Here is a 4,709-nt window from a genome sequence, read left to right as displayed (position 1 = left end):
CAACCTCACGCAACACCTCAGGCCGACCAACACCCACCACAACACCCACCAATCACTCAGGTGTTGCAACGACCCCCTGAACCCGCCCCAAACGCTCGCTCACCTTCCGATCAGAGGGTGAGCGAGCGTTTGTAGGTGAAAGGCTACTTGGCCTGGCCGAGGAACTCCTGCAGGCGCCGAACGCCTTCAGCCAGGTCCTCGTCGCCGAGGGCGTAGGAGAGGCGCACGTATCCGGAGGGGCCGAACGCCTCGCCAGGAACAATCGCCACCTCAACTTCGTCGAGGATCAGCGAGGCCAACTCCGCCGACGTCGACGGACGGACGGGACCGTTCGACGTCGGGAATTCCTTACCCAGCAGCGCGCGGACGTCGGCGTACACGTAGAAGGCGCCGGTCGGTGTCGGGCATTCCACACCCTCGATTGCGTTCAGTCCCGCGACAATCGCCTTGCGGCGGCGGTCAAAGGCGACCTTCATCTCGTCGACGGCGGTCAGCGGGCCGGAGACTGCTGCCAGGGCAGCGATCTGCATGATGTTCGAAACGTTCGACGTCGCGTGCGACTGGAGGTTCGTGGCTGCCTTGATGACGTCGGCCGGGCCGATCATCCATCCGACGCGCCATCCGGTCATGGCATAGGTCTTGGCCACACCGTTGAGGATGACCACCTTGTCGCCGAGTTCGGGGGCTGCGGTGGCAATGGAGGTGAAGGGCACGCCGTCGTACGTGAGGTGCTCATAGATTTCGTCGGTGACAACCCAGAGGCCCTTGGCCGCTGCCCATTTACCGATCTCGGCCACCTGTTCGGCGCTGTAGACGGCGCCGGTCGGGTTGGACGGGGAAACGAAAAGCAAGATCTTCGTCTTGTCCGTGACTGCGGCCTCGAGCTGCTCCACGGTGACCAAATAACCCTGCTCCGGGCCGGCGAAGACCTCAACAGGTACGCCTCCGGCCAAACGAATTGCCTCCGGGTAGGTGGTCCAGAAAGGAGTGGGGATGATGACCTCGTCGCCCGGGTCAACGAGCGTGGCGAAGGTGTTGTAGACAGCTTGCTTGCCGCCATTAGTAACCATCACCTGGGAAGCGTCGACTTTGTAGCCTGAATCGCGGAAGGTCTTGTCCGCAATGGCCTGCTTCAGTTCCGGCAGGCCGGCTGCGGGGGAGTAGCGGTGGTACTTCGGTTGGGAGGCGGCTTCGACGGCGGCCTTGACGATGTAGTCGGGGGTCGGGAAGTCGGGCTCCCCGGCGCCGAAGCCGATCACGGGGCGGCCCGCTGCCTTGAGCGCCTTGGCCTTGGCGTCAACGGCAAGGGTGGCGGATTCGGCGATGGCGGAAATTCGCTGTGAAATGCGGGCGGCAGGTATTCCGGCAGACATTAAAGCACCGTTCTTCGCTGGCAGCTCATGAGCTGGATGGTGGGATTCGACGGAATCTACTTTATGCTGTTCTGCGGAGCTATCGGGCTAACGCCGGGAAAGTGACAGTGGCGGCTGATCAAACGAGCGCTGATCACACAAGCGGGACGGCCTGAACACTCCGGAAATGACCCGGTTCGACTATCGCGGCGTTGTTGCGTAGACTGGTTCACCGGTGTTGAAAAACATCACAATGGTTCGCGCCCCAGACTTGGTGTGGAATCTCTATGTTCATGGGGGTTCCTCGGCTTGTGTGGAGTGTGGCCAAAATATGGATTCGATCCATAGGGTAGTGGCGCAATTGGTAGCGCAGCGGTCTCCAAAACCGCAGGTTGCAGGTTCGAGTCCTGTCTGCCCTGCGCAAGCTGTTCCGGGGTTTCCCCCGGAACAAGCGCAGCAACCATGGCTCTGATCAGGGTCGGGTCAACGACGTTTGCATAGATGAGTGAGGATCAGGTGACCGAAACAGCTGCGAGCAGCTCGAAGGGCCGCCCTGCTAAGAAGTCCGATTCTGGCTTCTTCGCTCGAATTGCACTTTTTGTTCGCCAGGTTATCGGCGAACTCAAGAAGGTAGTCGCGCCAACCCGCAAGGAACTGATCAATTACACGCTCGTGGTGCTGGTGTTCGTGACCATCATGATGCTCATCGTCACCCTGCTTGATCTGGCCTTCGGTACTGGAATCAAATGGGTCTTCGGCGGTACTGGCGTCACGAACCGCTAAGCGGATCGCTCCGTAAACCGCGCGGAATCCCCGGAAAATCAAGGGGTTTCGCAGGGTTTGCGGAATTGAGCCATTTAAATAGGCATGTAAGGCAATGAGGAAGCAGGAGACCAAGTGTCTGAGCAGGAGCTCGAGGTAACTGAGACTGAGCTGGATGGGCCCGCTGAAAGCACGGCTGACGCCGTGGAAGGATCCGAGGTCGATTCTGCTGCGCCCGAAACTGCCGACGTCGATGACGCCGACCAGGATGAGTCCGACGACGAGTCTTCCGACGCCGCCGATGAGGACGAGTCCGACGCCGACGCCCTGGCCGCCGCTGCGGCCGTGGCGCCAGCCGATCCCGCTGACGAGTTCAGGGCCAAGCTTCGCCGCCAGGAGGGTGACTGGTACGTCATCCACTCCTACGCAGGCTACGAAAACCGCGTTAAGGCCAACCTTGAGACCCGCATCCAGACCCTGGACATGGAAGATTACATCTTCGAAATCCAGGTGCCCATGGAGGAAGTCGTCGAGATCAAGAACGCACAGCGCAAGATCATCAACCGCGTGCGCATTCCGGGTTACGTCCTCGTCCGTATGGACCTGACCGACGCCTCTTGGGGCGCCGTCCGTCACACCCCTGGTGTCACTGGCTTCGTGGGTAACGCCCACAACCCGGTTCCGCTGCGCCTCGACGAGGTCTTCTCCATGCTGGCTCCGGTCTTCGAAGAGCAGCAGGCCGAGAAGGGCAAGCCGGTCAACAAGCAGCACCAGACACCGGTCGACATCGACTTCGAGGTCGGAGAGTCTGTCATCGTCAAGGAAGGTCCGTTCGAGACCCTTCCCGCCACGATCTCCGAGATCAAGATGGATTCCCAGACGCTTGTGGTCCTCGTGTCGATCTTCGAACGCGAAACCCCGGTTACGCTCGCATTCAACCAGGTCACCAAGATCTAGTTGATCCAAGAATTTCGCCCCGCGGTTGCCCGCTTAGCAGCCACGGAGCGGTCGGTCGCCTTGCCATGGCGGCCACAAACCTGAGGCACGCTCCTGTGTCCTAGGAAGTTATTGAGAGAAGGACCTACATTGGCTCCCAAGAAGAAGGTCACCGGCCTCATCAAGCTGCAGATCCAGGCAGGTGCCGCCAACCCGGCCCCGCCGATCGGTCCTGCGCTTGGCCAGCACGGTGTCAACATCATGGAATTCTGCAAGGCGTACAACGCTGCAACGGAATCCCAGCGCGGTAACGTTATCCCGGTTGAAATCACGGTCTACGAAGACCGCTCCTTCACCTTCATCACCAAGACCCCGCCGGCTGCAGAGCTCATCAAGAAGGCTGCAGGCGTCGCCAAGGGTTCGGCCACGCCGCACACCGTCAAGGTTGCCAAGCTGACCCAGGCACAGGTCAACGAGATCGCCACCACCAAGATGGAAGACCTCAACGCCACCAGCCTTGAGGGTGCTGCCAAGATCATTGCGGGCACCGCTCGCTCCATGGGCATCACCGTCGAATAGTCGAGGAATGAACGGACGGTGAGGGCTGAGGAACGAAGCACTCGCCGGAAGTGAATCCCGGAGACTTTCGACAATTAGATACTGTCGAGGGCTAACCACCTCCCGCCGGGAAACCGGCACCATTGAAATATTGAAAATGTTGGAGATCCACGCCGGATTTCCAACTGTGGCAGGGCCCAGCGCGGTCCGTGGACCACAACTGCACAAGGAGAAAAAGCAGCATGGCAAAGCGCAGCAAAGCATATGAGGCAGCCGTAGCCAAGATCGAGGCAGACAAGCTCTACGCCCCGTTCGAAGCCATCAAGCTCGCCAAGGACACCAACCCGTCCAAGTTCGACGCAACCGTTGAGGTCGCTTTCCGTCTCGGCGTTGACCCGCGTAAAGCCGACCAGATGGTCCGTGGCACCGTCAACCTGCCGCACGGCACCGGTAAGACTGCCCGCGTCCTGGTTTTCGCAACGGGCGACAAGGCCGAAGCGGCAATCGCTGCAGGCGCCGATTTCGTTGGTTCCGATGACCTGATCGAAAAGATCGCAGCCGGCTGGACCGACTTCGACGCCGCGGTGGCAACCCCTGACCTCATGGGCAAGGTTGGCCGCCTCGGTAAGGTCCTCGGCCCGCGTAACCTGATGCCGAACCCGAAGACCGGTACCGTGACCGCAGACGTCACCAAGGCTGTCAACGACATCAAGGGTGGAAAGATCGACTTCCGCGTCGACAAGCACTCCAACTTGCACTTCATCATCGGCAAGGTTTCCTTCGACGAGCTGAAGCTGGCCGAGAACTACGCAGCAGCACTGGAAGAGGTTCTTCGCTTGAAGCCGTCCGCTTCCAAGGGCCGCTACATCCAGAAGGCCACCGTCGCCACCACGTTCGGCCCGGGTATCACCGTTGACCCGAACGTCACCAAGGTTCTCACCGAGGCGTAAGCCGCAGGGGAGCATCGACTCTGAAAAGGACCGTCCGGCATCGCGCCGGGCGGTCCTTTTGGTATGCCCAGCATGGGCATTTGCTTGGAGGTGAAAGTCCTCTGAAGGAGAAGGTGGTTTAACTTCTAGCCAATGGCAACTGCGTCATCGT

General features: G+C 60.3%; 5 protein-coding genes and 1 tRNA gene. 5 read left to right on the top strand and 1 reads right to left on the bottom strand.

The window, feature by feature from the left end; genetic code table 11:
* Positions 1-143: 143 nt before the first annotated feature.
* On the bottom strand, positions 144-1,373 hold the full coding sequence (locus HNP00_RS22800) for a pyridoxal phosphate-dependent aminotransferase (protein ID WP_184741998.1): 1,230 nt from the start codon (positions 1,371-1,373) through the stop codon (positions 144-146).
* Between the two features lie 325 nt (positions 1,374-1,698).
* Here HNP00_RS22800 and HNP00_RS22795 point away from each other — a divergent pair.
* The 5 genes from HNP00_RS22795 (at position 1,699) to rplA (ending at position 4,558) form a co-directional block, all read left to right on the top strand.
* Positions 1,699-1,771 (top strand) — tRNA-Trp (locus HNP00_RS22795).
* A gap of 82 nt (positions 1,772-1,853) precedes the next feature.
* The gene (gene secE / locus HNP00_RS22790; protein ID WP_184741997.1) at positions 1,854-2,135 is read left to right on the top strand and encodes a preprotein translocase subunit SecE; all 282 of its coding nucleotides are present in this window, start codon (positions 1,854-1,856) and stop codon (positions 2,133-2,135) included.
* 114 nt (positions 2,136-2,249) lie between these two features.
* On the top strand, positions 2,250-3,071 hold the full coding sequence (nusG, locus tag HNP00_RS22785; protein WP_184741996.1) for a transcription termination/antitermination protein NusG: 822 nt from the start codon (positions 2,250-2,252) through the stop codon (positions 3,069-3,071).
* Positions 3,072-3,200: 129 nt separating this feature from the next.
* On the top strand, positions 3,201-3,629 hold the full coding sequence (gene rplK, locus HNP00_RS22780; protein ID WP_184741995.1) for a 50S ribosomal protein L11: 429 nt from the start codon (positions 3,201-3,203) through the stop codon (positions 3,627-3,629).
* Positions 3,630-3,850: 221 nt separating this feature from the next.
* A complete protein-coding gene (gene rplA, locus HNP00_RS22775) occupies positions 3,851-4,558 on the top strand; it encodes a 50S ribosomal protein L1 (RefSeq protein ID WP_184741994.1) in 708 nt (235 codons plus the stop codon).
* Positions 4,559-4,709: the final 151 nt, after the last annotated feature.

It is taken from the genome of Arthrobacter sp. AZCC_0090 (assembly GCF_014207375.1).
Taxonomy (GTDB): domain Bacteria; phylum Actinomycetota; class Actinomycetes; order Actinomycetales; family Micrococcaceae; genus Arthrobacter.
Note: the sequence above shows the minus strand (reverse complement) of the source record. Positions and strands in the feature narration are given on the sequence as shown.